The organism is Chitinophaga sp. CCNWYY40 (genome assembly GCF_037483205.1).
Lineage (GTDB): Bacteria > Bacteroidota > Bacteroidia > Chitinophagales > Chitinophagaceae > Chitinophaga > Chitinophaga ginsengisegetis.
The window spans coordinates 947,927-970,957 of record NZ_JBBHLF010000002.1 but is presented as its reverse complement, the minus strand read 5'-3'; the positions used below and the strand labels follow the sequence as shown (position 1 = coordinate 970,957).

The window sequence follows — 23,031 nt, the reverse complement described above, 5'->3', positions numbered from 1 at the left end:
TTGAGAGCTGCCTGCGGCAGAATTTTTTAAGATGCCGGTGCTGTTACCGGCGGCTGCGCGTCTTCTTCATCTTCTTCTTCCGGTGCGCGTTTTATTTTTTCCTGTAAAGTTTGGAAGATGATAAACAAAGTAGGTGTAATAAATATCCCGAATACAGTGCCCACCAGCATTCCGCCAACAGCGCCGGTTCCGATAGAACGGTTACCATTGGCGCCGGCGCCGGTAGCCAGCATCAACGGGATGAGGCCGAGGATAAAGGCGAAGGAGGTCATCAGGATGGGGCGTAACCTGGCCTGCGCCCCGCTCACCGCGGCTTCTGCAATACTCATTCCGCCGCGTCGCCGTTCCGCTGCGTACTCTACAATCAGGATCGCATTTTTTGCGAGTAATCCTATCAGCATGATCAGCGTGATCTGCACATAAATATTGTTGCTTACACCAAACAGCTGCGCAAATAGGAAGGCACCGAAAATGCCCACCGGTATTGCCAGCAGGATGGCAAAGGGTAAGAGGTAACTTTCATATTGCGCACTGAGCAGCAGGTACACAAAGATGAGACACAGCAGGAAGATAAAAATAGTTTGACTGCTCCCTGCTAATTCTTCCCTGCTAAGTCCTGAAAACTCAAACCCAAAGCCCGTTGGCAATGTTTCCGCTGCCGATTCCTGGATGGCCGCAATAGATTCGCCGGAGCTGAACCCTGCGTTAGGCGTACCATTTACGCTGATGGAATTAAACAGGTTAAACCGCGTAATGGCTTGCGGGCCGTAGGTTTGCGAGAGAGTCACAAACTCCGTGATCGGTACCATCACTCCCTCGCCGGTGCGCACAAATACGGCGTTTAAACTTTCCTGCGTCATCCTGAACTCTGGCGAAGCCTGTACCATTACCCGGTACTGCTGACCAAACTGGTTAAAGTTGGAGGCGTAAATACCGCCAAAATATCCCTGCATGGCGTTGGTGATATCTGTTACATTCAACCCGGCATCCTTTATTTTCGGCACGTTTACATTCATCAGGTATTGCGGGAAATTAGGATTGAAAGAAGTGGTGGCAAACTGGATTTCCGGCCGTTGGGTTAATACCGTGAGGAAGTCTTTGCTTACTTTATAGAAGTGCGCAATATCGCCACCGGTTTTATCCTGGAGCTGAAAGGCAAACCCGTTGGAGGCGCCAAAACCCTGGATGGTGCCGGGCGCAAAGAATTTGATCTCTGCTTCGGTCATGTCTGCCGTTTTCTTATTCAGTTCCTTAATGATCTGCTGAATATTCCGGGTACGCTGATTCCAGGGGATGAGCCGCATCACCACCATCGCGTAGTTGCTGCCGGTACCGGATAATTGCCCGCGTCCTGTAACAGCCAGCACGTTGTTGATTTCAGGGATGGTGGCCGCTATCTTTTCAATTTTGCGCGCCACCACATCAGTGCGTTCCAGCGAAGCATCCGGCGGTAGGCTGATGTTACAGTTTATCGTACCAAGATCTTCTTCCGGTACAAAAGCGGTAGGCGTCATCCTGGCAAGGACTACCAGTCCTACGCAGAAAGTAGCCAGTATAATAACCGGGATCCACTTTCGTTTGCTGAAGAAACGCAAAGTACTGGTATACCGGTTTGTCAATCTTTCAAAAGCTACATTGAACGCATGATAGAAACGTTGCAGGAAGTTCATTTTCGTATGTTCTTTCCCGTGAGGCTTCAGGAAAATGGCGCAGAGCGCAGGACTCAGCGTAAGCGCATTGATGGCTGAAAGCACAATAGCAATGGCTAGTGTAAGCCCGAATTGTTTATAGAAAATGCCGGAAGATCCACCGATAAAACTAACGGGGATAAATACGGCAGACATCACCAGCGTGATGGAAACGATAGCGCCGGATATTTCATCCAGTGCATCGATACTCGCTTTGCGGGCGGATTTATAGCCGGTGTCCAGGCGTGCATGCACTGCCTCCACAATTACAATCGCATCATCCACCACAATACCGATGGCAAGGATAAGCGCAAACAGGGTAAGCAGGTTAATAGTAAACCCAAACAGTTTGAGGAAGAAGAAGGTGCCTATAATGGCTACGGGAACGGATATAGCCGGTATCAGCGTAGAGCGGAAGTCCTGCAGGAAAATAAACACCACTACAAACACCAGTATAAATGCTTCCACCAGTGTATGCAATACTTTATCGATAGAGGCGGTGAGGAAGTCGTCCACGTTTTGCAGCACAACATACTTCACGCCTTTGGGAAATGTTTTGGACGCTTCTTCCATTACCTTCAGCGTTTCGCGGATCACATCGCGGGCGTTGGAGCCGGCCACCTGTGCTACGCTTACGGACACTGCGGGGTAGCCATTGGTGCGGGTACTGTTGAAATAGCTGAGGGCGCCCAGTTCAATGCGCGCCACATCTTTCATCCGCAGCAAACGGCTGCGCAGGTTAGAGCGTAACACGATGTTGCCAAACTGGGTGGTGTCGATGAGCGTACCGGGATACCTGATCACGTATTGGAACGATTGTCCGCCGCTTTCTCCAAACTGGCCGGGAGCGGCCTGGATATTCTGTTCGGCCAGTGCGGCAGTGATATCGGCGGGTACCAGTCCGTACGAGGCCATTGCCTGGGTATTGAGCCAGATCCGCATGGAGTAGTCCATGTTGCCGGAGGCAGAAGCATCGCCCACACCGGGGATACGTTTGATCACCGGGGTGATATTGATATCGGTATAGTTTTGCAGGAAGGTTTGATCGAAAGATGGATTGGTGCTGTACACGGAGAAGATGAGCAGGTTACTGGTCTGCTTCTTTTGAACGGTAACGCCGGAACGGGTTACTTCCTGCGGCAGCAGGGGCGTAGCGCGGGCCACGGCATTCTGCACATTCACTGCTGCCATGTTGGGATCGCTGCCAATTTTGAAGCTAACGGTAATATTCGCGGAGCCATCGTTACCGGCGGTAGAGGTAATATAATCCATGTTCTCCACGCCGTTGATCTGCTGTTCCAATGGTACTACCACGCTTTTCAGCACTACATCGGCATTGGCGCCGCTGTAGGAGGCCTGCACCTGTATGGTGGGCGGGGCAATGTCGGGATACTGGGAGATGGGTAGTGATACCAGCCCCAGTATGCCCAGCGTCACAATAATGATGGACACCACTGTTGATAATACCGGACGCTCTATAAATCTTTTTAACATGATATTGTTTTAAATGGATCAGAGACTGTTGTAAACACTGTCTGCGTTTACCAGGCGGGGACTGATCACCAGGTCTTCCCGGAGGTTGCTGATCCCGTCTACCACTATTTTATCGCCCGCTTTCACGCCATGCTGCACTACAAACGATTGTCCGGCAGCGCTGGCATTAGAGCCGATGTCTACTGATCTTACTTTATTATCTGCATCCAATACGTACACGAACAGTTTGCCCTGGATCTGGAAGGTGGCCTTTTGCGGTACCAGCAGCGCGGTATCTATCGGCTGTGGGATCCTTACAATGGCGCTGCTGCCGCTGCGTACCAACCCATCGGGATTGGAAAAGGTGGCTCTCATATTGAGCGCGCCGGTGGAGGGATTAATTAAACCGCTGGCAGTTTCCACGCGACCTTTGCGGGGCAGTACAATGCCATTGGCCAGCACCAGTGTTACCGGTGGCAGGGTGGCCAGCTTTTCCTGCATGGTGGCGCCTTTGGAGGCCAGGAAGAAATCCAGTCCCTGTCTTTCATTGATAGAAAAATACGCGTAGATCTGGGTAATATTGGAAACGGTCGTCAGCGGGTTGGGGGTGGTGCTGTTTACCAGGCTGCCTATTTTGTAGGGCAGGATACCTACCACGCCGTCGGCCGGACTGTAAATAGTAGTGTAGCTTAAATTGGTTTTGGCATTGTTAAGCGCTGCCTGGGCCTGTGCCAGTGCGGCCTGTTTGGATTGCAGGTTATAGGCGGCGGCTTCCAGCTCATAGGCACTGATGATGTCTTTTTCTACCAGGGGCTTTACTTTGTTGAGCTGCATCTGTGCGGCATTTACATCTGCCACTGCTATTTTAATATTGGCCTGGGCGGTATTTACATTCTGCTCGTATTGCGGCGCGCTGATCCGGAATAATAGCTGTCCTTTTTTTACGGTAGCGCCTTCGTCGATGTAGATGGCATCCACATACCCATCTATCTTGGGCCGGATCTCAATATTCTGGATACCCTGAATGGTAGCGGGATAGTCGGCGTTGATGGTGGCATTTTTAGGTTGCAGTACAATAACGGGGTAGGGCTTTACAGCGGTTTGTGTACTCCCTTGTTTTTTGTTTTTGCAGGCACATAACAGCAACAGCAGAAGAGCAATTGTAGATCTACTCATAGCGTTTTACGGTTCATTTAAATAATACAGACAGCAATCAGGTACTATGAGTAACTATCGGTTTGATTGTATTGTTCAAAAACAGTCGATAATTATCCGGTAGCTGGCTACGGGGTATTAGACGGGCATAAGGCTAATTAGTTTATTATGATAATGTTAACTACTGTTAAAGCCGCGCAGACGCCACAGTGTGGAATAAAAAAAACCGGAATAACGCTAAGATTTCCGTGATTTCCTGCTTTATATCTTCATAAACCAACTATCTAAAGTTAATTTATGAAAATAGGGATGTTAATAGGAGCACTGGCGCTGCCGGCCATGACCTTTGCACAGCAGGCATACACACTGAAAGGTAAAGTGGGGCAGGTGGAACCCGGCGCCAAAGCCTATCTCGACCGCCGCGTGAACGGGGAAACCTTCCTCGACTCGGCCGTTATCAAAAATGGCAGCTTCGAATTTAAAGGCACGCTGAAGTCGCCCTACCTGGTAATGCTGACGGTGGATCATAAAGGTACAGGTCTTGGTAGTCACGGGATGGATGCGGACCGCCGGCTGCTTTACCTGGACAACACTACCTTTACTATTGCCGGTACGGGCAACATCAGCGATGCAGTGATTACCGGTTCGCCTGTAAACAAGGAACACGACCGGTATAAATTATTTATTTCGGCCTACGACTCTGCAATGGCAGGCATCAATAAGGATTTTGGCGGCGCCACAGATGCGCAAAGGAATGATACTGCCTTCACCAATGGCTTGAATACCCGCTTCCATGCGGCCATCGATGAAAAGAAAGCACTGCAGCGCCGGTTTATCAGTGAAAACCCTAACTCTTTTTTCAGCATTGTAGCGTTGAAAGAGCTGGCGGTGATGAATAATATGAACCTGAAGGAGCTAACGCCTTTGTACAACGGGCTTACGGCTGCGCTGAAGAAAAGCCCCGCCGGCCAGGAGTTTTACCAGTCGATGGAAACCGAAAAGGCACTGGGCATCGGTGCGCCTGCGCCGGACTTCACCCAAAATGATATCAACGACAAGCCTGTGAAGTTATCCGACTTCAAAGGAAAATACGTGTTACTGGATTTCTGGGCTTCCTGGTGTGGCCCCTGCCGTGCAGAAAATCCTAATGTAGTGGCCGCCTACAAGAAATTCCATGATAAAAACTTCGTGGTGCTGAGCGTATCGCTGGATCAGCCGGGGAAGAAGGCTGCCTGGCTGGGTGCTATTGAAAAAGACGGGTTGCAGGACTTTGTGCATGTATCCGATCTTAAATACTGGGATAATGCCGTGGCGCGCCAGTATGGCGTACGGGGCGTGCCCACCAACTACCTGATTGCGCCGGACGGAAAAATTATTGCAAAGAACCTCCGTGGCGAGCAATTGGATAAGCAACTGACGGGCTTAATCGTCAACAAGTAACAAAGAACCATATCCTACATCAGTCATGCAAATACAACAGCCGGTTCAGTGGAGTGAACCGGCTGCCTCATTTTCTTTTAAACGGGGAATCAGCCTTTTTGGGCATAGTCGTAATTGATCAGCCAGGATACGCCATACTGATCGGTTAACATGCCAAAGTAAGCATTCCAGGGCGCCTTGTTCATTGGCATAATGGGCTGTCCGCCTTTGGAAAGACCATTAAACAATTTGTCTGCTTCCGCTTCACTTTCTGCTGCAATGGCCACATGAAAAAGGTTGCCTAACGTGCCTTCGCCATATGCGCCGGGCCGGTCGCTGCCAAACAGGAAAGAATCCTTACCGAGTGGTATAGCCACATGCATCACTTTATTTTGCTCCCCTTCAGCACAATGTTCCATATCACCGAAACGGGTAAACGTCTGGAATTCTTTGCCAAAAACAGCTTTGTAAAAATTGAAGGCCTCTTCGCAATTGCCGTTGAAATTCAGGTAAGGATTAACTACTGCCATGTTTTTATTTTTTATTTGTGTTTAATAAGATGGGATAAAGTTAAGCATCTCTTACGGGGAAGAAGGTGGCCGGATATGACAAAAAAAGGGTCAGTTGCGCCAACTTATTATTCCCATTTGAACGACCGGATTGATAATACCGCAATCAGTATACCCCATACGATCAGGCCCGCCAGTTGCAGCGGTATCTGCCAGATATGCAAACCTTCAAAAGCAATTTTCCGTAACCCGTCTACAAAAAAAGTAAGTGGTAACAGTTCACAAAAAGTGCGTAACCACACCGGGTAATTATCTATCGGGAAAAATAAACCGCACAGTAATATCTGTGGTACGGTGAGCGTGTTGGCTACCGGCGCAATAGAGCTTTCATTGCGGATCATGCCGCTGATAATAAAACCAATGCCCATAAAAATCACCAATCCAAAAACAGATAACAACAGCATTTCCATAAACGTGAGAAACCCGTTTACCAGTGTAAACTGAAACGCAAAATATCCCAGTGCGGTGATAATAATAAAGCAGATGATCTGGAATAATAACCGGCTGAGCATTTCTCCCAATAGTATGGCGGCACGGCTCACCGGCGTTACGTATATGCGTTTCAGTACGAGCGTGTGCCGGAGGTTAAACAACAGGAATGCAGAGCTGAATACGCCCGCCATGAGCAGGGAAAAACCCAGTTGTCCCGGTAAAATAAAATCTATCTGGCGGTATACGCGGCCGGGAATATTCACTACATGGATAGAAGCGGGGGCAGGTTGATCCGGCAGGATGCGTTGGTTTACCCGGCTGGCGGCTTCCTGCAGTGCTGCCTGGATGAGCGGCATTTTATCTGCCACTGCACTGCTCCCCAGCAGGTCTGTCTGGAATTGCGGCTGGCCGTTTATCACGGTGGGCGCATGAAGATAGAGGACGCCGGCAATCCTTCCTTTTTTCAGATCCGACAGCATCGCCGCCGAATCGCTGCCATAGGAAAGGTCGAAGATACTGATGGCTTTAATGGCTGCATACATCGGCCCGGAGCTGTCGCTGTGCGGCGATAGCCGGATCTTTACTTTCACGGCGGTACTGTCTACCATGGCGCCAAAAACCGTAACAAAAATAACCGGGAACAGGAGTGCAAATACAACCGAAGTAGGGCTTCGCAGGGTGGCGATGAGGCTTGCTTTTGCCATTACCAATGCTGCTTTAAACTGACTATACTTCTTTGCCATATGCGTGTAGTTACCAGATAAAAGGAAGTAATGCTTTTCTGTTGGCCGGGTATTCCGGGAATTGTTGCTGATACCAGCGATGGTTAGTCATTGCACGGGGCAGGAGGTTGGCGCAGGTCCAGATAAAGAAGGCCAGCCCCGGCAGGCTCCAGGTAAGCAATGCGTAGCCTCCCCATTCCATGATTTCCCCTGCCAGGTTGGGAGAGGAGATATATTTGAAAAGCCCAGCCTGCGGTATCTTATAACCGGTTTCATGTTTTTTTCTCAGGCCTATCAGCTGGTAGTCCGACCACCAGTTGATACCCATACCTGCCAGGAATAAAAATGTACCAATTATAAACGGCGGCGTGTAATACCAGGAAATAAACGCGTTGTTGGGGTAATGTTCAATGGCGGCAAACCAGATGCCCAGCAGGGAACCATTCACTGTATTAAACAACATGCCCGACAGCATAATCACCACCGGCATTTTTTTGCCTTTGGTACGTATCATGAACGGATATACGAAACTCCGGTGTACGTAATGCAGCAGGAAAAGAAAGATCATAACGCCGGCGGGGGAACGCCATTGAAAAGTACGCAGTGGGATCCATATTAGGAAGGAAACCAGTACGGTGGCTTCCATCAGCAGCCAGGCCAGTTTATTGGAGATCATGGGACCCCATTTGTCGCTGCTGTAGCGGCCATAGGGCGCTTCCCTGCGTAACAGGTAGATGCCTGCGCCAATGCCGGTAAACATCCAGCAATAAGTAAAAACAACATAACTGTGTAGTGGTAAATAGTCAATCATTTGATAGCGCCTGTTTGTCTGAACCAATCAATTGTGTCCCGCAGGGTTTCCGTAAAAGGCCGCGGCCGGAAATTGAGTTCCGCAGTGGCCTTTGCATGATCAATTTTTTTATTGCTGTAAATCAGGTTGTACACCGACTGACGCGTATAAAAAGGCGGTCCGCCGCTGATGGCCGCCAGCATTCTCACTAATGGCAGCATACTGAATACTAGCCATAAAGGTACTACCGGCAGCGTTAACGGCCGTTCTTTTATCCGGCCGATTTCCCTGTTCAGGCTAACGAGCGACACCCATTCGCCGCTCAGGAGGTATACTGCGCCGGCGGTTCCGCGGCTTAAAGCGCTCACAATGGCTCCCGCCACATCCCTCACATCAATGAAGTCAACGCCGCCGGGAATGAGGGCGGGTATTTTTCCCTTGTACATATTGACAACTGCTTTGCCTATCAATGATGGTTGCTGGTCGAACGGCCCCATTACAGCCGTTGGCGCCAGCACTATTACTTCCATGCCGTTGCCGTTATATTCCAGCGCAATGGCCTGCGATACGGCTTTGGAATAGTCGTAACCGTAGCGCGTGGTTTTTACCACATCGCGGCTTTCATCCATCGGTTGGTCGTAAGGCGCCTGGTTGTACGCGGTAACGGAACTGAGGTGAATGAACCTCTTAACGCCGGCCTGTTGTGCGGTTGCAGCCAGTAACCGGGTGCCGCCGGTATTGATATCGAAAAGGGTTTTATCCTGCCGGTCGTCTACCGAAATCACCGCTGCCAGGTGTATCACGGCATCGGCGCCTGCAACGAGGCGGCGGATAGCCGGTTCTTCTAACAGGTGCCCCTGTACGAAACAAATACCTTCCGGAGCCATTTCCGGCAACGGTTTACGGGTAAGCAGCCGCAGGCTATGGCCATCAGATAACAACAGGGGAACCAGTACGCTGCCTATATAGCCGGAAGCTCCGGTTATCGCAATTTTCATCTTTAAATATAAAATAAAATTAACCCGTAGAAGATAACGCTTATAGGTCGCTTTGGTTGACTTTTTTAATATTTGTATATATTTGTTTCAGAAGTATGCAGTACTGAGCACCTATAGCCCACACGTCCATGAAATCAAAGAATTATAAACCACATCCGGCCCTGAGGGATCTCGTGAGTTATTTGGGTATCTACGAAGTAGATTTTACCCAAAACAAGGCGCTGTCAAACATTTACAGGTTTGTGCCCGCCTATCAGCGGTATATTATATTTTACCTGGAAGACCCGATCAAAGTAATGAAGGCGGGTAAGAATGATTTTGTGACTAAATCGGTTTGTGTAACCATCGGGCCACAGGAGCAGACCGTAACCCTGGACATGGGAAGCCGGCACCTGGCGCTGTGTATCTGTTTTCAACCCAGTGGCCTGCACCGCCTGCTGAAGATCCCCATGTCTGAAATATATGACCAGGATTTTGATACCCGCTTACTAATGGGGAATGGTAATGAAATTGATGAAATCACTGAACGGTTGAAGGAAGCAGACGATTGGGATCACATGATAAGTATCGTTGAATTTTATCTCCTTAAAAAAATATCCCAGGTAAAGCCGATACTACCGGTAGATAAAGCCATGGCAGTATTGGTGAACACCGGTGGAAGCGGCAGCATAGAAAGCCTGGCATCGCTTGCCTGCCTGAGCCTGCGGCAGTTTGAACGGAAATGTACCGAACGGCTGGGGATGCCGCCCAAACAATATGCCCGGCTCATCCGGTTCTGCAAAGCCTACCAGCTGAAAGAACTGTTCCCGGAAAAGACCTGGACCGAAATCGCCTATAAAAGCGGTTACTATGACCAGATGCACTTTATCCGCGACTTCAAAAAATTTGCGGGCATTACCCCTTCCTTTATCCATGAAGAAGAACTCACCAATACCATCCGGCTGCATAAAATAATGGTGTAAAAGCAAAAGATGTCGCTTTTGTACTATGTCCCTGCCATTAATCACGATAATTTCGCCGTAATCAACGTACGACCTTTCTCCATAGGAGTAGCATCCCAATACCTGTATAGAACGCCATTCTAAAATCGGGTAACAAGTCATCCAGCGTTGGTTACCCCAAAATCAATATCATGTTTACCTGTAGGCGGGCTATTTACATAGCCGGCTCTATAAATAAATATGATAGCCATCTTCTCCTCACTATCGTCATTTTTAGAAAAAATTCTCCGCAGGATTGATTACAATTGTAAAAATTGACGGAGCAATATGCGGTTAAAATTTTATTCCACGTTACTGTTAGGCGCCTGCTATCTCAGTGCAGGGGCGGTTACACAGGATACCATTCCGCCAACGGTGGCTGAAAATGCCCGGCTGGAACTGGTTTCAAAGCAATTCGAATTTACGGAAGGCCCCGCTGCCGATAAAAAAGGGAACATCTATTTTACAGATCAGCCCAATAATAAGATCTGGAAATATGATACCAAAGGGAAGCTGTCTGTTTTTTTAGAGAAAGCGGGTCGTGCCAACGGATTGTATTTCGATGGCAAAGGTAACCTGGTAGCGTGTGCAGATGAGAAATACGAGTTATGGTCCATCTCTCCCAAAGGAAAAATAAAAGTGCTGTTAAATAATTTCGGCGGTCATCAGTTCAATGGCCCCAATGATGTTTGGGTAGCCCCCGGCGGCGGGATGTATTTCACGGATCCTTATTATCAGCGCGACTACTGGGAGCGTAAGCAGCCAGATCTGAAAGAAGAAAAGGTTTACTACCTGGCCCCCGGTGCCAAAGAAGCGGTAGTGGCTGCGGAGGATATCAAGAAGCCCAATGGCATTATCGGTACCCGCGACGGGAAACTGGTGTATGTAGCAGATATCGGCGCAGGCAAAATATACCGCTATAACGTAAACGCAGACGGCAGTTTAACCGGCCAATACCTCATGGCGGAAAAAGCATCAACAGACGGGATTGCGCTCGATGAACAAGGCAACCTTTACCTGTGCGGAAATGGCGTTACCGTAGTCAATAAAGACGGGCAGAAGATCGGCCACATCCCTGTTCCGGAAGGGTGGACAGCCAACGCCTGTTTTGGCGGAAAAGATAATAATATCCTGTTCATCACCGCCGGCAAAGGCATCTATACCCTGCGCATGAACGTAAAAGGTGGTGAATAACACCCGGAAGTTGTAATATTGCGGTCAGAAAAAATTACAATTATGTCAGTTGCGATGGATATCATGCGTGCACTGGATCCTGCGGGATTGGAAAGGTTTAAGATTAACCTGGATACACCCGTAGAACCGGAAAAGATAGGAGAGGTGTGGACGCTGAAAGTAGTGCCTTTTGAACAAACCGAATCTGCCCGGAAAGCCTTTAACCAGCTGTTTGATAATAACAGAACCGCCAAATCATGGGTGGTGGAAAATAAGGAAGAAGCTATTGCAGTAGTACAGGAGTTATACCTGCAATACGCGGATAAACTGCCGCAACCCTTTGATGAAACGCAACTGCATATCGGTCATTATCCACCCACGGGCCGTTACTCAATCCTCATTCACGTTAAAGATATCTGGGAATAAAAAATGCATCCGCAATTTTTTGCGGATGCATATGGAAAATGCTTTGCCCTGCATCTGACAAACATGATACGGTTCAAAACATGGAGCATTTTGCTGTTACCGGCACTTTTTTTTGCTGCCTGTAAAGAAAACAATACCACCACATCTCCAACAATACCGGCGCTGCCTGTTCTACCAGGGCCTGTGATGGCGCCTGATGAAGCACGGCTGCACGAAAAGGCAAAAGCATTGCAGCAATACGCGGCGAAGCATGGTTATAATACCCGCTACGCTTTCCTGATCGATTTCAGCGTGTTTTCCGGTGGCAAAAGATTTATCTGTTACGACCTGCTGCATCATAAAATAAAGAGTGCCGGTTTGGTGGCGCATGGCCAGGGACCGGATTTCCGCGCTGAAAAGGTGGTGTTTTCCAATGTTTCCGGCAGCCGTTGTTCTTCCCGTGGTAAATATCGTATAGGCGGTAAGTATAGTGGGCGGTTTGGTACGGCGTATAAGTTATATGGCCTGGATAGCAGCAACAGTCGCGCGTTCGACCGGTTTGTGGTATTGCACAGCCACGCCTGTGTGCCCGCAGCTGCACAGGAGCAGGGCATTTGCCGCAGCGATGGATGTCCTACACTGAACCCCGCTTATTTTGCTACGCTGCAACCTTACATAGATACCTCTTCCCGCCCTTTGTTGTTATGGATTTACGAGTGATGCGTTCTGCAGATAGAGTTCGTAGTACCGTTTTACCAGCATATTGATAAATCTTTTAAGATAGGTTTCGTTCAGGAAAGAATTGGACCAGTTGTGGTACCGGTCGCACTGAACGCCCAGGTAAAAGAAATACATGCATACGCCCAGTGCCGGGATCAGTCTTTGCTCTTCCGCACTGAGCGGGGTGATAGCCGTATAGCCTTCAAGGAAACGGTCTGCTTTAGCCTGGCATTCGGGCATATCGCGGATCAGGCTATGGAGTTGCAGGATATAATAGGCCACATCCAGGCATTGCCAGCCATTGCCGCAGAAGTCGAAATCAAAGAGCGTAATTTCCTGGTCGGGGCGAATATTCATATTGTCGAACCAGATATCCATGTGTACCACGCCCTGCCGGATGGCAGCAGGATCGGCTTTCTGTAATACCTGTAAAAGATGCGCCTGCGCGGTAGCCATGAAGGCCATTTCCGGCGTGTCTGCCGGAAGGAATTTTTTAAGCGACTCAAATGGTTCCACCAGCAGGTTTTGCGCCGTATAAGTAACCCTGTTCAGGGGTACGGACTGTGTAAGCTGGTGCATGCGGGCCATGACCATACCGGCTTTTACATGTACTTCATCATCGTAGTGCAGCAGCTTTTCTCCTTCGGCAAATGAAAACAATACGCCATACCGTTCGCCTTCCGGCGCGTTCAGGGTTTGTATAAAATGGCCCTGTTTGTCGGCCAGCGGCCACGATACCGGGATGCCGCCTTCTTTCAGCAGCAGTAACAGCCGCAGCTCTTCGGAAATGTCTGTGACGGTTCTCCAGTTCAGGCTGTATACACGGAAGATATATTTACCGGCAGAAGTGGTCACCTGGTAGGTATCGTTCACGCCTGATTTAATCAGGTGGCAGGTGACGCTGTTGGCTACATTGTATTGTGACTGCACGAACAGCGCCAGGTGCGGCGCAGAGAGATTGGAACTGGAAACCGGGAAATGACTCATGAACTGCGCTTTGAAATGAAAAAGGGCATCAAATATAGGGAAATAAATTTACTGCAGCTTATGCAGCGGCAGGTTTAACCGCATGATAAGGTCCGTTTGTATTTCAGTTCCCAGCTGAAACGGATGCGTAGTAAACTCCGAGAAGCCGTTTTTGCGGTAGAAGTCAATAGCTTTGGTATTGTGTTCCCATACGCCCAGCCACAGGAAAGGGGCGCGGGCTTCCATAGCAAGGTTTACTGCCTGGTTGAAGAGCTGCTGACCTACTTTTTTCCCCTGGTGCGACTTTAAAACGTATATGCGTTCCAGTTCTACCGCCCGGCTGTTGTACAGCTCAGATTGTGTCGATCTGAAATTCACTTTCATATAGCCGATCGGCTGATTTTTCAGCATGGCAAAATAGAATTCAGAATCCGGCTCGGTCAGCTCCGCAGTTAATTTGGCAATACTGAAATTATCCTGCAGGTATTGTTTCATATTTTCCGGTGTATTGTCTGCTGCAAAGCTCTCCTGGAAGGTTTCACGGGCTATTTGCTGCAACAGTTCCACTTCAGCTGTAATTGCCGGCACGATAAGTATTTCATTCATTTTCTATGGCTTATATTATAATAGGATCTATTTTTACTAAAATTCGGGTTTATGTCAGGTCTCAAAAAAATTATACTAACAGTACTGGCGCTCACCATTGTAACAGGTACCCTGATGGCGGGGCGTTATATTTTTACGGGCAAACATCTCTCCAAAAAATCAATAGCAGCTGCTCCTGCTGTACAGGAAGGGGATATCATTTTCCAGGTATCCCAGTCAGACCTCAGCACAGCCATTCAACAGGCTACACATTCCAAATATAGTCATTGCGGAATAATTTTTAAGAGAGATGATCAGTGGTTTGTGTACGAAGCTTTACAACCGGTAAGATATACCCCGCTGATGCAATGGATTAACAGGGGAAAGGGACGGCATTTTGTGATAAAAAGACTGAAAGATGCCGGCGCTGTGCTCACGCCGGAGGTGGTAGCTAAAATGAAGGCCGCAGGGGAGCAGTACAACGGAAAGGACTACGACTTTTATTTTGGCTGGTCTGATGAGCGGATCTATTGCTCTGAACTGGTATGGAAAATTTATAAAGAAGGAACCGGTCTTGAAGTGGGTAAGCTCCAGCAGCTGAAAGATTTCGACCTGGGCAGCGCGGCCGTAAAGCAGCAAATGAAAGAGATCTATGGCAACAATATCCCTTTGTCGGAGAAAATTATTTCGCCGGTAAGCATGTTTGAATCCCCCTTGCTGGTAACGGTGGCAGAGTAAATGAACGGTTTTCAGGAAAAATGTCTGATTCTCAGATGAACTTGTTATTTTACAAGTTTGAAAGTTTTTCTATCATGATGAGAATACTACCTGTCGCCCTTTGCTTCCTGGTGCTCACCGCCATCTGCGCGGTAGCACAAACGAAAAAGCTGGATATTGTTTTTATCGGCAACAGCATTACGCAGGGCGGCGGCCTGCCGCACCCGTTGCAGGAAGCACCTCCTGTAAAGGCATGGGAATGGCTGAAGCGCGCTATGCCGGGCCGCGAGGTTCAATACAGCAACCAGGGCGTAAGCGGTTCTACTACGGTAGATTTTCTGCCTGCTACCCGTCGTTTGTTCAATAACGTTACAGCGGCAGCGGATGCGTTTAAAAATGATCAGAACGCCATCCTGGTATTTTCGATGGTGCTGGGCACCAACGACAGCGCCATCGAAGGGCCCAACGGATCGCCGGTATCACCTGAGCAATACCGGTTAAATGTAAAAGCGATTATCGACCAGCTGTTTACTAACTACCCCGGCTGTATCATTATTTTGCATCATCCCATCTGGTATAGTGCCAATACACAAAACAGTTCCCGGTACCTCGCCGAAGGGCAGGCCCGGTTGCAGTCTTATTTCCCGGTTCTGGATGCCATCGTTACCAGCTATCGCACCACCCATCCCGGACAGGTGTTCACCGGTTACCGCGACGGGTTTAACTATTTTAAAAAGCACCCTGAACTGTTTATCCAGGAGCAGGGAAAGGCAGGCGTTTTCCAGCTGCACCCCAATGCAAAAGGAGCAGAAGTACTGGGCACTTTCTGGGCGCAGGCCATTAAAAAAGTTGTAAGCAGTATAAAGTAACATCATGAAAGGGGTTATCACACTTATCTGCACCTTGCTGCTGCCGGATTTTCCCTCTGCCTCCGCAGTGGAATTTCATGACGGCAGGTTGTATCTCATAGGAGATGACGCCACCTGTATCCAGGTGCTGGATAAGGATTACTGCGTTATTAAAAGTATTCCCATCTCCGGCATAACAGATAAGCGCATTGCAAAAGCGGAGAAAGCCGACTATGAAGCTTCTGCACTGATTACCCTGCATGGTAAAACATACCTCCTGGCATCAGGCTCGCTGGCAACGGAAAAGCGCCGCCAGCTGATGTTGCTGCCGCTTCCGGATGGCGACTCCGCCAGTATCCAGTTTATTCCTTATCCGCCGGCCTTTGCCACGCAGCTGCTGAACAGCGGGATCAATGAACTGAATATAGAAGGCGCCGCAGTAGTGAACAATACCCTGCTGCTGAGTAACCGAGGCAACAACACCTGGCCGCAGAATCAGCTGATACTTACTAAGCCGGGCTTCTGGGAACAGGCGGTTCCGCCGGTTAGCGTAGTGCCGTTTACGTTACTAACGCCAACGCCTGTATTTGCCGGTGTATCAGAGCTTTGTTACGTACCGGAAAAAGACCTGTTACTATGCACTTTATCTTCCGAAGCCACCGCCAATGCTTACGACGATGGCGATATTGGCGACAGTTATATTGGCTGGATCAGTAACATCTCCCGGAAATTATCACAAACCACCCTTACGCCCGATGGTATGCTCAATTTAACCACAGCAGATCCTGCTTTTAAAGGCGAAAAGATAGAAGGCATTTGCCTGGAAAGTATACGGGAAAACGTTCTTACGCTTCACCTGGTATCCGATAATGACGCCGGCGCCAGTCGTTTGTTTAAAGTAGATTTTACTATTACTACCAACTAAATAATCTTAAAATTATGGATATACAATTTGATGAACGAACACTGTATGTGAAGTATGATGAAGATATTGACAACACGATCTTCTGGGAGGATGTAACGTATATCGCGGGATACAAAGTATATGCGTACCCGGGAGAAGCGGCTTTCCTGGTGTTTAAAACAATGGAAGGCGAAACGCTGGAAGTGTCGGACGAAATGAGCGGCTGGCTGGAACTGCTGGGCGGGTTACATACCATCTTTAAACTGCCGGTGGGCTGGGAAGAACAGCTGGCAGACAGCGAGCCGGATGGAGATGATATTGTTTTTTATACGAAATAGACAGCAAAGGCGCAGTGCATAAACAGTACCGGGCCTTTGCCATAATTATTCTGCCTGCAGGCTGTTCACCGGGTTGGCCAGCGCTGCCTTCACTGCCTGGAAACTCACGGTGATCAAGGCTATCAGCAAGGCGCCTCCACCTGCTACGATAAATACCCACGCATTCAGCGGCACACGATAAGCGAAGTGCTGCAACCAGCTGCTCATGGCCCACCACGCCAATGGAAACGCAATCACGGCCGCTACTACTACCAGTGCCAGGAAATCTCTCGACAACAGTTTTACAATGCCCGCTACGCTGGCGCCCAATACTTTGCGGATACCAATTTCTTTTGTTCGCTGTGCAGCCGTGAAAGAGGCCAGGCCAAATAATCCTAAACACGCGATAGCAATGGCAAACAGGGCGAATACGAGGAACAGTGACCCCAGGCGTTGCTCCGCCAGGTATTGCCGGTTAAATGCCTCATCCTGGAAAAAGTAATTGAAGGAAAGAGACGGCACTACCGACTGCCACGCTTTTTCCAGTTTACCGATAGTGGTGGCTGCATCGCGGGTATTCATCTTCACGCTGATGTAATTCAGCCAGTAAGGATTATAAAAAATAGCCAGCGGCGTTACGCCACGTTGCAGGGACGTAAAATGAAAATCTTTATATACGCCGCATACAGTACCCCAGCCATAATCAAATTCGTGTCCCAGCGCATCTTCCGGTTTTTTCCACCCAAAGAAGGGGAGGGCTGCTTCATTGATCATGATATCACCGCTTTTCTGGCTGGTGTCCGGGTTCATATTCACTAAGCGGCCTGCGAGTAATTGGATATTATAAGTACGGAAAAATTCGTTATCGGCCGACAACAACCTGGTGTCGGTTTGTTTTGTTTGATCGCTTTTCAGCCGGAAAAGGTTATTGCCAAATTCCTGTCCGGGCACATTACCGGAGGCGCTTACGGAAATCACCTCCGCCTGTCCGCGGAATTTTTCCAGCAACGTTTTAATATTTGAAGTGGCGTCTTTACCGGTAACGGGGATCACCAGTACCTGCGACTGGTCAATGCCCAGGTCGAAGCTCTTCATGAATTGCAGTTGCCGGTGTACCACGATGGTGGCCACAATCAGCAGGATGGAAATAGCAAACTGCGTTACCACCAGCGCATTGCGCAGCGAATGCGTTTTCTTTTGTGCGCCATACCGCTGTATGATGCGCATAGGATTGAATCCTGAAAGGATAATAGCTGGATAGATACCAGCCAGTATGCCTATGCCCACACTGATACCAAGCCCCGCGGCAATGAGGGAGGGGCGGAACAATTGGGATACTGTAAAACTTTTATCCGCAATCTGGTTGAAAGAAGGCAGCAATACCATTACCAGGACCGCTGTAAGCAGAAACGCCATCACGCTCATCATCAGCGCCTCTATCATGAACTGCAGCACCAGCTGGGAGCGGTTGGCGCCAATCACTTTTCTTACACCTACTTCTTTGGCCCGGCTGCTGGCAGTGGCAGTAGCAAGGTTGATAAAATTGATCCCCGCAATCAGCAGGATGAATAATGCGACGAAAGACAATACCCGCACATATAAGATATCGCTGTTTTTACTGAGTTCGTACCGGAGATTTGAATGCAGGTGAATAGATGTAAGTGGCTGGATAAAATGCGTGTATACCTGCCCGTTAGCCTTGATTTCATCGCCCACATATTGATAGGCAATGTACCTGATTTGTTTTTCAAAGGCTTCCCATTGCACGCCTGGCTTTAGTTTGAAGAAGGTTTGCGTCATGGTGCCATGCCAGTTTTCCATGTTATGACGGAACCATTGCTCGTTGCGGACACTTACCGTGGAGATGATAAAGTCGGGCCGGAAATAGGTATTGGCAGGCACGTTTTTTAATACCCCGGTTACGCGGTAGTTCTTTTCGTTGATGGTTAATATTTTATTAAGATAGCTGCTGACATTGTTTTCTTTTCCGAAATACTTTTCCGCTTTTTCTTCGGTGAGCATAATACCATCTGCATCGTTCATCGCGGTGCGGGCATTACCTGCCAGCAAAGGGTAGGGAAGTACTTCCAGCAGGGTGCTGTCGGCAAAGTAGATGCCCTTTTCATTAAACTTTTTCTGATCACCGCTGTTGCAGCTTACCGCCGTATTACTACCGTATTCAAAGATCCGTGTTGCCGTTGTTACCTGCGGATATACCAGCAACGCCTGTCGCAGGAAACCAGAGGTGTTGGCAAAGGCAATCACATCATTGGTTTGGGTTTTTACTTCCATGCCGGCGCGGTACACCTGTTCGTGCCCCGGTATCCAGCGGTCGTAGCTGTATTCATCGGTTACATACAGCGTAATAAAGAAACAACCGGTAAGCCCGAGCGTGAGACCGGTAAGGTTTAACAGGCCATGTGTAAGGTGCTTGCGGAAATTCCGCCACGCGATTTTAAACTGGTTGCCGAACATAGAAGGATGTTAAGGCCATTGCGGCGCTAAGAAAATGCCAATCTTCCGCTTATTGGTTATCAACGCGTAATGTAATAAAAACAGCCATCACGTTGTCCGTTTTTATGGAGAAGTGTTCATTTCCGGACAAGCAAGGTTTTATCTTTTCCCGGGATTAAATTAGTTAAATTAAGAGAGTCAATCCCCAACAGGATAAATTTATCTACCGCAAAATATTGGCGGTGATATTAGTCTATTGATTTGGTAGACTAAAAACTTGTTGTTACTTTTAACGCTGTAAACTGAAAATCTAATATCGCATCATCAGCCCACTAGTAGTAAGCTGTTTTATAAAACCGGCCCTGGTATATTAACCGGCATCTGAAAAGACGCCCGTACTGCTGCAGGCATGGCAACAACCTGCACGGGGCCTCAAAATTCACCTATGGACTCTTTTTACATTCGTTCTTTAAAAGAAAAATGGAGGAGCGCACTATTGCTGCTCGCGCTATTAACTCCTTTATACCTGCTTGCGCAGGAAAAGCGTACAGGCGTTGCCGGTACCGTGCAAAATGAAAAGCACGAAGGGCTGCCGGGGGTATCCGTAACCGCTAAAAATGAATCTTCGGGAGCAACGGTATCTACACAAACCAATGCCGGCGGTACTTTCCGTTTCCCTGACCTGGTAGTTGGAGCCCCTTACAGTTTCCGGTTTACCTCTATCGGTTACGAACCTACGCAGTTGGGTAGTATTACGTTGCGGGAGAATCAGCCGGTGGCGGTTATCCTGAAAGAATCCAGTTCCTCGCTTAACCAGGTGGTGGTAGTAGGATATGGGGTACAGCGCCGCCGCGAAATAACGGGCGCCGTGGCCTCTGTGCGGGCGGCCGATCTGAAGGATCAGCCGGTAACCAGCTTTGAACAGGCCATTGCCGGTAAAGTAGCCGGGGTACAGGTATTGCAGAATACCGGCGCGCCGGGAGGCAGTATCAGCGTACGTATCCGCGGACTGAACTCTATCTCCGCAGGCATTGATCCGCTGTATGTGATCGATGGGATTCCCTTGTCGAACGACCTGAAGAACTTACAGGGAGCTACGGATATGGTAAACATCACCGGGCAGGCATCTTTCCAGAAATCCCCCGACCCGCTCAGCACCTTAAACAGTGATGACATTGCTTCTATAGACATCCTCAAAGATGCTTCCTCCGCTGCTATTTACGGCTCCCGCGCTTCCAACGGCGTAGTACTCATCACCACCAAAAAAGGGAAAACCACCGGTCCACCTTCCTTTGGATACAACATGTACGCCGGCTTTCAGCAGGTGAGTAAAAAAATAAAGCTGATGGATGCTTATCAGTGGGCAAAGTTCAGCTTCGATGCCAAGAACAATGCCTACCTGGATTTCAAACCTTCCGGCAGCATCACCGATGATAACGCTACAAGAGGCAGTTCCAATTACCAGATTGCACCGGAAATATTGCCTTACCTGGCGGGAGATGCGGGCCTCACCAACACCGACTGGCAAGATGCCCTGTTCAGAACAGCGCCTATCCAGAACCATACGCTGTCGGCCTCCGGTGGCAGCGACAAATTCCAGTACTACATTTCCGGCAACTACCTCGATCAGCAGGGGATCATACTCGGCTCCGGCTATAAAAGATACGGCCTGCGGGCCAATCTCAATGCGGAACTTACTTCCCGTTTAAAGATAGGCGTTACCGTTAATCCAACCTTTGATCATTATGATCTCATCAACAGCGAAGGCCCCTGGACCTTTGACGGGATCCTCAGCAACGCATTGAAGGCATCGCCGGTATTCCCCGTGTATAACCCCGACGGATCGCTGGCTACCAACCGGCAGAATGTGTGGGCCTATGGCTATTCCGGTGGTGAAAATCCCGTAGCACTGGCCACGAAGATCAAAGATAAACTGGATCACGTGCGCAACCTCGGCAGCGCCTGGGCGGAATATGAAATCATTAAGGGACTGAAGTTTAAAACCTTCTTTGGTACAGATATCAATCACTTCAGCCGGAACTATTTCCGGCCTTCCACACTGGGAAGTTACCGGCCCATTCAACAGGCGGCGCCTACTATCCCGAAAGGATCGGCACAAACAGCATTGTCTGTAAACTGGCTCTGGGAAAACACTTTGAACTACCAGTTCAATATCAATAACAAGCACCGGTTTGATGTGCTGGCGGGATATACGTCACAAAAGAATACTACCAAAGCCAACGAAACCTATGGCACCGGCTTTCCTAACGATGCCGTACAAACGTTAAATGCTGCCACCATTACCAGCGGTACTTCCACGGAATCGCAGTGGTCGTTGCTTTCCTATCTTGGAAGGATCAACTATAACTACGATGATAAATACTTTGTGTCGGCCAGCATCCGCAGCGACGGATCTTCCCGTTTCGGCGCCAACAACAAGTGGGGCTACTTCCCCGCGGTATCAGGCGGCTGGCTGATCAGCAACGAATCTTTCTTTAATATAAAAGCCATCTCTGAACTGAAAGCCAGGGTGAGCTATGGTACTTCCGGTAACTTCCAGATTGCCAACTATGCAGCGTACGACCTGCTGGCCTCCAACGGTTATGTATTGGGTAACGGAAGCGGTACTGCCGTAAATGGCGTAGGACTGGCACAACCGGCCAACCCCGATCTTACCTGGGAAAAAACAGTACAGCTCAACGCCGGTCTGGATATTGGCTTGTTTGCCAACAGGATTTACCTGAGCGCCGATTACTACCGCGCCACTACTTCCAACCTGTTGCTGGAAGTGCCGGTACCGCTGAGTTCCGGCTTTGGCAAGGCGTTGAAGAACATTGGCAAAGTACGCAACTCCGGCGTGGAGTTCGGACTAACTACCCGCAACTTCACCGGTCCGTTTACCTGGAATACCAGCTTTAATATTGCCGCCAATAAAAATGAAGTGCTGCAACTCGGCGCCAATAATGCTCCTATTATTTCCGATGGTGGTAATGGTACCATCTCACAGTTGTACATCACCAAAGTGGGCGCGCCCATTGGCAGCTACTACGGTTATGTAAATGGTGGCGTTTTCAAAAACCAGGCGGAAATAGACGCCTATCCGCATTATGCGAGCACCAAACCCGGCGATCGCAGGTTCATTGATGTAACAAACGACAAGAAAATTGATGCATCGGACAGAACAGATATCGGCAGCTACTTCCCCAAATTTATATGGGGCCTCACCAACGAATTCCGCTACAAAGGCTTTGATCTCACGGTATCACTGCAGGCATCAAACGGTAATAAGGTGATGAACCTGCAACGCCGCTTCCTGTACAACAGCGAAGGAAATGCCAACCAGATGATCGAAGAAACCGGTTACTGGAAATCGCCCACAGATCCCGGTGATGGCAACTCCATGCGCCCTAACAGGGTTACTACCGGCAACAGTACGCAGCCCAGTTCCTTCTTTGTAGAAGACGGTTCGTATGTGCGTTTACGTAATTTAACGATTGGCTATACTTTCAATCAGCGACTGTTTAATAATAAGATCCAGGGCCTGCGCGTGTACCTGTCGGGGCAAAACATTTATACCTGGACCGACTACACCGGTTATAACCCGGAAGTGAATGCCCGGCCAGATGCGCCGTTGTCGCAAGGGGAGGACTACGGTACCTATCCGTTGCCCAGAACATTCACCGCAGGTATTAATCTTTCATTTTAAAAAACAGGAA

At 48.9% G+C, this 23,031-nt stretch carries 19 protein-coding genes; 10 read left to right on the top strand and 9 right to left on the bottom strand.

What is annotated here, in order from left to right; genetic code table 11:
- Window positions 1-26 precede the first annotated feature (26 nt).
- Both V7S65_RS09710 and V7S65_RS09705 read right to left on the bottom strand, forming a co-directional pair.
- Window positions 27-3,182 (bottom strand): efflux RND transporter permease subunit, encoded by a 3,156-nt coding sequence (locus V7S65_RS09710; protein ID WP_336388402.1) that lies wholly within the window; start codon window positions 3,180-3,182, stop codon window positions 27-29.
- 18 nt (window positions 3,183-3,200) lie between these two features.
- On the bottom strand, window positions 3,201-4,337 hold the full coding sequence (locus tag V7S65_RS09705; protein ID WP_079472110.1) for an efflux RND transporter periplasmic adaptor subunit: 1,137 nt from the start codon (window positions 4,335-4,337) through the stop codon (window positions 3,201-3,203).
- Window positions 4,338-4,613: 276 nt separating this feature from the next.
- On the opposite strand from V7S65_RS09705, the gene V7S65_RS09700 reads away from it, so the two are divergent.
- Complete coding sequence (locus tag V7S65_RS09700; protein WP_111578330.1) at window positions 4,614-5,756, top strand: TlpA disulfide reductase family protein; 1,143 nt, start codon at window positions 4,614-4,616, stop codon at window positions 5,754-5,756.
- Window positions 5,757-5,845: 89 nt separating this feature from the next.
- On the opposite strand, the gene V7S65_RS09695 is transcribed toward V7S65_RS09700, so the two are convergent.
- The 4 genes from V7S65_RS09695 to V7S65_RS09680 form a co-directional block, all read right to left on the bottom strand.
- Entirely contained in the window at window positions 5,846-6,265 is a 420-nt protein-coding gene (locus V7S65_RS09695; RefSeq protein ID WP_079472108.1) for a VOC family protein, read from the bottom strand.
- A 107-nt stretch (window positions 6,266-6,372) separates the two neighbouring features.
- The gene (locus tag V7S65_RS09690; protein WP_336388403.1) at window positions 6,373-7,479 is read right to left on the bottom strand and encodes an ABC transporter permease; all 1,107 of its coding nucleotides are present in this window, start codon (window positions 7,477-7,479) and stop codon (window positions 6,373-6,375) included.
- Window positions 7,480-7,489: 10 nt separating this feature from the next.
- A complete protein-coding gene (locus V7S65_RS09685; RefSeq protein ID WP_336388404.1) occupies window positions 7,490-8,269 on the bottom strand; it encodes a DUF1295 domain-containing protein in 780 nt (259 codons plus the stop codon).
- The gene (locus V7S65_RS09680; RefSeq protein ID WP_336388405.1) at window positions 8,266-9,246 is read right to left on the bottom strand and encodes an NAD-dependent epimerase/dehydratase family protein; all 981 of its coding nucleotides are present in this window, start codon (window positions 9,244-9,246) and stop codon (window positions 8,266-8,268) included. The genes V7S65_RS09685 and V7S65_RS09680 overlap by 4 nt, the downstream gene beginning before the upstream one ends.
- Window positions 9,247-9,374: 128 nt before the next feature.
- Here V7S65_RS09680 and V7S65_RS09675 point away from each other — a divergent pair, with 128 nt between their 5' ends.
- The 4 genes from V7S65_RS09675 (at window position 9,375) to V7S65_RS09660 (ending at window position 12,524) form a co-directional block, all read left to right on the top strand.
- Entirely contained in the window at window positions 9,375-10,208 is an 834-nt protein-coding gene (locus V7S65_RS09675; RefSeq protein ID WP_336388406.1) for a helix-turn-helix domain-containing protein, read from the top strand.
- A 306-nt stretch (window positions 10,209-10,514) separates the two neighbouring features.
- Window positions 10,515-11,420 carry an SMP-30/gluconolactonase/LRE family protein gene (locus tag V7S65_RS09670; RefSeq protein ID WP_336388407.1) on the top strand — a complete coding sequence of 302 codons (906 nt, stop codon included), beginning with the start codon at window positions 10,515-10,517 and terminating at the stop codon, window positions 11,418-11,420.
- 42 nt (window positions 11,421-11,462) lie between these two features.
- Window positions 11,463-11,825, top strand: coding sequence for a hypothetical protein (locus V7S65_RS09665; RefSeq protein WP_336388408.1), 363 nt, complete (start codon window positions 11,463-11,465; stop codon window positions 11,823-11,825).
- 63 nt (window positions 11,826-11,888) lie between these two features.
- Window positions 11,889-12,524, top strand: coding sequence for a murein L,D-transpeptidase catalytic domain-containing protein (locus tag V7S65_RS09660; RefSeq protein ID WP_336388409.1), 636 nt, complete (start codon window positions 11,889-11,891; stop codon window positions 12,522-12,524).
- Here the strand turns inward: V7S65_RS09660 and V7S65_RS09655 are convergent.
- Window positions 12,507-13,511 carry a phosphotransferase enzyme family protein gene (locus V7S65_RS09655; protein ID WP_336388410.1) on the bottom strand — a complete coding sequence of 335 codons (1,005 nt, stop codon included), beginning with the start codon at window positions 13,509-13,511 and terminating at the stop codon, window positions 12,507-12,509. The genes V7S65_RS09660 and V7S65_RS09655 overlap by 18 nt on opposite strands.
- A gap of 48 nt (window positions 13,512-13,559) precedes the next feature.
- Entirely contained in the window at window positions 13,560-14,096 is a 537-nt protein-coding gene (locus V7S65_RS09650; protein ID WP_336388411.1) for a GNAT family N-acetyltransferase, read from the bottom strand.
- A gap of 51 nt (window positions 14,097-14,147) precedes the next feature.
- On the opposite strand from V7S65_RS09650, the gene V7S65_RS09645 reads away from it, so the two are divergent.
- From V7S65_RS09645 to V7S65_RS09630, 4 genes are all read left to right on the top strand, one after another.
- Window positions 14,148-14,813, top strand: coding sequence for a YiiX family permuted papain-like enzyme (locus V7S65_RS09645; RefSeq protein WP_336388412.1), 666 nt, complete (start codon window positions 14,148-14,150; stop codon window positions 14,811-14,813).
- Between the two features lie 74 nt (window positions 14,814-14,887).
- Entirely contained in the window at window positions 14,888-15,661 is a 774-nt protein-coding gene (locus V7S65_RS09640; protein ID WP_336388413.1) for a GDSL-type esterase/lipase family protein, read from the top strand.
- Window positions 15,662-15,665: 4 nt separating this feature from the next.
- Window positions 15,666-16,565 carry a DUF6929 family protein gene (locus V7S65_RS09635; RefSeq protein ID WP_336388414.1) on the top strand — a complete coding sequence of 300 codons (900 nt, stop codon included), beginning with the start codon at window positions 15,666-15,668 and terminating at the stop codon, window positions 16,563-16,565.
- A gap of 14 nt (window positions 16,566-16,579) precedes the next feature.
- Window positions 16,580-16,882 (top strand): hypothetical protein, encoded by a 303-nt coding sequence (locus tag V7S65_RS09630; RefSeq protein ID WP_079472096.1) that lies wholly within the window; start codon window positions 16,580-16,582, stop codon window positions 16,880-16,882.
- 45 nt (window positions 16,883-16,927) lie between these two features.
- Here V7S65_RS09630 and V7S65_RS09625 read toward each other — a convergent pair whose 3' ends face one another.
- Window positions 16,928-19,336: an FtsX-like permease family protein gene (locus V7S65_RS09625; RefSeq protein WP_336388415.1), complete on the bottom strand. Its 2,409-nt coding sequence runs from the start codon at window positions 19,334-19,336 to the stop codon at window positions 16,928-16,930.
- Between the two features lie 424 nt (window positions 19,337-19,760).
- On the opposite strand from V7S65_RS09625, the gene V7S65_RS09620 reads away from it, so the two are divergent.
- Window positions 19,761-23,021 carry a SusC/RagA family TonB-linked outer membrane protein gene (locus V7S65_RS09620; RefSeq protein WP_336388416.1) on the top strand — a complete coding sequence of 1,087 codons (3,261 nt, stop codon included), beginning with the start codon at window positions 19,761-19,763 and terminating at the stop codon, window positions 23,019-23,021.
- Window positions 23,022-23,031 lie beyond the last annotated feature (10 nt).

Excerpts from the sequence above, each read along its gene's own strand:
- V7S65_RS09710 (WP_336388402.1), bottom strand. The coding sequence starts at position 3,182 with ATGTTAAAAAGATTTATAGAGCGTCCGGTATTATCAACAGTGGTGTCC.
- V7S65_RS09705 (WP_079472110.1), bottom strand. The coding sequence starts at position 4,337 with ATGAGTAGATCTACAATTGCTCTTCTGCTGTTGCTGTTATGTGCCTGC.
- V7S65_RS09700 (WP_111578330.1), top strand. The coding sequence starts at position 4,614 with ATGAAAATAGGGATGTTAATAGGAGCACTGGCGCTGCCGGCCATGACC.
- V7S65_RS09695 (WP_079472108.1), bottom strand. The coding sequence starts at position 6,265 with ATGGCAGTAGTTAATCCTTACCTGAATTTCAACGGCAATTGCGAAGAG.
- V7S65_RS09690 (WP_336388403.1), bottom strand. The coding sequence starts at position 7,479 with ATGGCAAAGAAGTATAGTCAGTTTAAAGCAGCATTGGTAATGGCAAAA.
- V7S65_RS09685 (WP_336388404.1), bottom strand. The coding sequence starts at position 8,269 with ATGATTGACTATTTACCACTACACAGTTATGTTGTTTTTACTTATTGC.
- V7S65_RS09680 (WP_336388405.1), bottom strand. The coding sequence starts at position 9,246 with ATGAAAATTGCGATAACCGGAGCTTCCGGCTATATAGGCAGCGTACTG.
- V7S65_RS09675 (WP_336388406.1), top strand. The coding sequence starts at position 9,375 with ATGAAATCAAAGAATTATAAACCACATCCGGCCCTGAGGGATCTCGTG.
- V7S65_RS09670 (WP_336388407.1), top strand. The coding sequence starts at position 10,515 with ATGCGGTTAAAATTTTATTCCACGTTACTGTTAGGCGCCTGCTATCTC.
- V7S65_RS09665 (WP_336388408.1), top strand. The coding sequence starts at position 11,463 with ATGTCAGTTGCGATGGATATCATGCGTGCACTGGATCCTGCGGGATTG.
- V7S65_RS09660 (WP_336388409.1), top strand. The coding sequence starts at position 11,889 with ATGATACGGTTCAAAACATGGAGCATTTTGCTGTTACCGGCACTTTTT.
- V7S65_RS09655 (WP_336388410.1), bottom strand. The coding sequence starts at position 13,511 with ATGAGTCATTTCCCGGTTTCCAGTTCCAATCTCTCTGCGCCGCACCTG.
- V7S65_RS09650 (WP_336388411.1), bottom strand. The coding sequence starts at position 14,096 with ATGAATGAAATACTTATCGTGCCGGCAATTACAGCTGAAGTGGAACTG.
- V7S65_RS09645 (WP_336388412.1), top strand. The coding sequence starts at position 14,148 with ATGTCAGGTCTCAAAAAAATTATACTAACAGTACTGGCGCTCACCATT.
- V7S65_RS09640 (WP_336388413.1), top strand. The coding sequence starts at position 14,888 with ATGATGAGAATACTACCTGTCGCCCTTTGCTTCCTGGTGCTCACCGCC.
- V7S65_RS09635 (WP_336388414.1), top strand. The coding sequence starts at position 15,666 with ATGAAAGGGGTTATCACACTTATCTGCACCTTGCTGCTGCCGGATTTT.
- V7S65_RS09630 (WP_079472096.1), top strand. The coding sequence starts at position 16,580 with ATGGATATACAATTTGATGAACGAACACTGTATGTGAAGTATGATGAA.
- V7S65_RS09625 (WP_336388415.1), bottom strand. The coding sequence starts at position 19,336 with ATGTTCGGCAACCAGTTTAAAATCGCGTGGCGGAATTTCCGCAAGCAC.
- V7S65_RS09620 (WP_336388416.1), top strand. The coding sequence starts at position 19,761 with ATGGACTCTTTTTACATTCGTTCTTTAAAAGAAAAATGGAGGAGCGCA.